This is a genomic window from Dietzia sp. B44 (assembly GCF_014145245.1).
In the GTDB taxonomy this organism is placed as follows: domain Bacteria; phylum Actinomycetota; class Actinomycetes; order Mycobacteriales; family Mycobacteriaceae; genus Dietzia; species Dietzia natronolimnaea.
Window position 1 is genome coordinate 1 of the sequence record NZ_JAALEF010000105.1, and the last position, 2,308, is coordinate 2,308.

4 protein-coding genes are annotated in these 2,308 nt (G+C 71.4%); 2 read left to right on the plus strand and 2 right to left on the minus strand.

Annotated elements, in window-relative coordinates:
- A partial coding sequence (locus G6017_RS04365; RefSeq protein ID WP_182616116.1) for a LytR C-terminal domain-containing protein occupies positions 1 to 569 on the minus strand: 569 nt, incomplete at its 3' end.
- Positions 570 to 584: 15 nt separating this feature from the next.
- Complete coding sequence (gene napA / locus G6017_RS04370; RefSeq protein WP_182616118.1) at positions 585 to 920, minus strand: nucleoid-associated protein NapA; 336 nt, start codon at positions 918 to 920, stop codon at positions 585 to 587.
- A 135-nt stretch (positions 921 to 1,055) separates the two neighbouring features.
- Between napA and G6017_RS04375 the strand changes: the two genes are divergently transcribed.
- Both G6017_RS04375 and G6017_RS04380 read left to right on the plus strand, forming a co-directional pair.
- Positions 1,056 to 1,718, plus strand: coding sequence for a peptide deformylase (locus G6017_RS04375; RefSeq protein WP_182616120.1), 663 nt, complete (start codon positions 1,056 to 1,058; stop codon positions 1,716 to 1,718).
- Positions 1,711 to 2,308 (plus strand): GNAT family N-acetyltransferase, cg3035/Rv0428c family (locus tag G6017_RS04380; protein WP_524536241.1); only part of this gene is annotated, 598 nt, incomplete at its 3' end. The genes G6017_RS04375 and G6017_RS04380, both read left to right, overlap by 8 nt.

Sequence of the window (2,308 nt, forward strand, 5' to 3'; positions counted from 1 at the left end):
TCCTGCCGCTCACCGGCGCCGGTTCCGAAGTACACGGTCGACTCGGACACCACCGGCCGGTCGGAGGGCAGGTTGGCCACCTCACCGACGGCGAAACCGGACTCGCGGAGGGCTTCCCCGGTCCTGCCGGCGAGCCCGGAGACGTTGCTGTTGTTGAACACCTGCACAGGCACCGAGGTCACTGCCGGCACGCCGCCGGGCTGACCGGCGGGAGGCGGCGAGGCGGGCTCGGCGGGCTGGCCGGGCACCGCCTCACCCTCGGGGGCACCCTGCGGGTCCTGGCCGGCGGGCGCGTCCCCGGGTTGTCCCGGGTCGACGGCCTGGCCCTGCTCGGGCTGTTCGACCTGCGTGGTGCCCTGATCGGTGGCGGTCGGGGTCTCGTCGTCACCCCCGAACAGTTGGACGAGCCCGATGCCGATCGCCAGGACCACTGCGGCGAGGAGGACCATCGCGATGGCCCGGTAGGGAGGGCCGGTCGGTTCATCCGGATCGGGACCGACCCCGGTATCGCCAGCGGGCGCGCCCGGGCCGTAGGGATCGTACTGCGAGGTTTCGGGCTGGGAGCTCACGCCGGTGAGTGTAGGTCAGTCGAGTCGCATTCCCAGGTTGCGCGCCGCGCGTGCCTTCTGACGGCTGCTCCGCATGCGCCGCAGCCGCTTGACGAGCAGCGGGTCCGCGGCCAGCGCCTCGGGGCGGTCGATGAGGTCGTTGAGGATCTGGAAGTAGCGCGTGCCGGACATCTCGAACTTCTGCCGGATCGCCTCCTCCTTGGAGCCTGCGAACTTCCACCACTGCCGCTCGAACTCGAGCATGGCCTGGTCCCGGTCGGAGAGGACGGGGTCGGCGGCGTGTAGCTCGGCCGCGGGCTGCGTCCCGCCCTCGAGCTGCGGCCCGCGTGCCGCAGTAGCTGATCGACCCATGCGCGCACCTCCTGTGGTGTCGGTGTGTGGCGGCCGCTCGCCCGGTGCGGGTGTGCGGATCACACCGTTGTGATTCCCCCGTAGTGAACCACACGGATCCGACACCCTGCCAGGTGCGCACTAGGATCGACTGCCATGGCCGTCCTGCCCATCGTCATCCTCGGCGATCCCGCCCTCCACGCCCCCACCGAGCCCGTCACCGGGTCCCCGGAGGAGATCCGCGACCTCGTCCGCGACCTCTACGAGACCATGGACGCCGCCAACGGCGTGGGGCTGGCCGCCAATCAGGTGGGCGTACGCAAGCGGGTATTCGTCTACGACTGCCCCGACCTGGACACCGAGGACGGCGAGGGCGTCTCACGCGAGGACGTCGAGGCCCGTGGCGGCTGGATCACCCGCCGTGGCTGCGTGATCAACCCGGTGCTCGAGACCTCCGAGATCCCGGAGACCATGCCGGACCCGGAGGAGGATCTCGAGGGGTGTCTGTCCGTCCCCGGCGTGAACTTCCCGCGCGGGCGCGCCTGGTGGGCCCGGGTCACCGGCACCGACGAGAACGGCGAGCCGGTCTCGGTGGAGGGCTACGGCCTGTTCGCGCGGTGCCTGCAGCACGAGGTGGGCCACCTCGACGGCGTCCTCTACACGGACGGACTTATCGGCCGGAACCGCAAGGCCGCCAAGAGACACATCCGCGACGCCGGCTGGGGCGTCCCCGGGTTGAGCTGGGACCCGACCACCGATCCCGATCCGTTCGCCGACGAGGATGACGACGACGACGAGGCCACCGACCTCCATGGCTGAGCAGGACCGGGGTCTGGCGGACCGGTCCCGGTGGAACGCCGGCAGACGCGTGGAGACGGGGATGCGCGTGGTGGTGCGTCGTCATCTGGAGGCCGGGCAGAGTTCGCACCTTTACACCGACGTCATCGGGCACGTGATCGCGCTGGATCCCGAACTGGTGGTGCGCCGGGAGTCGGGCGAGGAGGAGCGGATCCCGGACTCCGACATCGCCGTCCTCAAGGTGTTGCCGCCCCGCCCGGTCCGCGCCCGCGACGTCCGGGCCCACGAGTACGCGGGCGCGTTGGCGTGGCCGGGTACCGAGTTCGAGCTGGTGGACGGCTGGTTCTGCCGCGCCGGGGACGACTGGTCCTACCGCGGGAACTCGGCGGTCCCGGTGTTGCCGTGGGCCAGTTGCGCGGAGCTCGACGGGGTCCGCGACTGGTACGCCGCCCGCAGCCTGCCGCTGCGCCTGGTGGCCGTGGACCGGTTGGTCCGGGCGGACCGGATGATTCTCGACGGGGTGCCGGTGGATCCCGCACGGGTGAACGCGGACCGGGAACTGCTGCTGTGCACTGCCGACAGCCGCGAGTTGTTGGCCCGCGTGGACGCCA

Bases quoted from the DNA above. Each gene is read 5' to 3' on its own strand.
- G6017_RS04375 (WP_182616120.1), top strand. From the start codon at position 1,056: ATGGCCGTCCTGCCCATCGTCATCCTCGGCGATCCCGCCCTCCACGCC.
- napA (WP_182616118.1), bottom strand. From the start codon at position 920: ATGGGTCGATCAGCTACTGCGGCACGCGGGCCGCAGCTCGAGGGCGGG.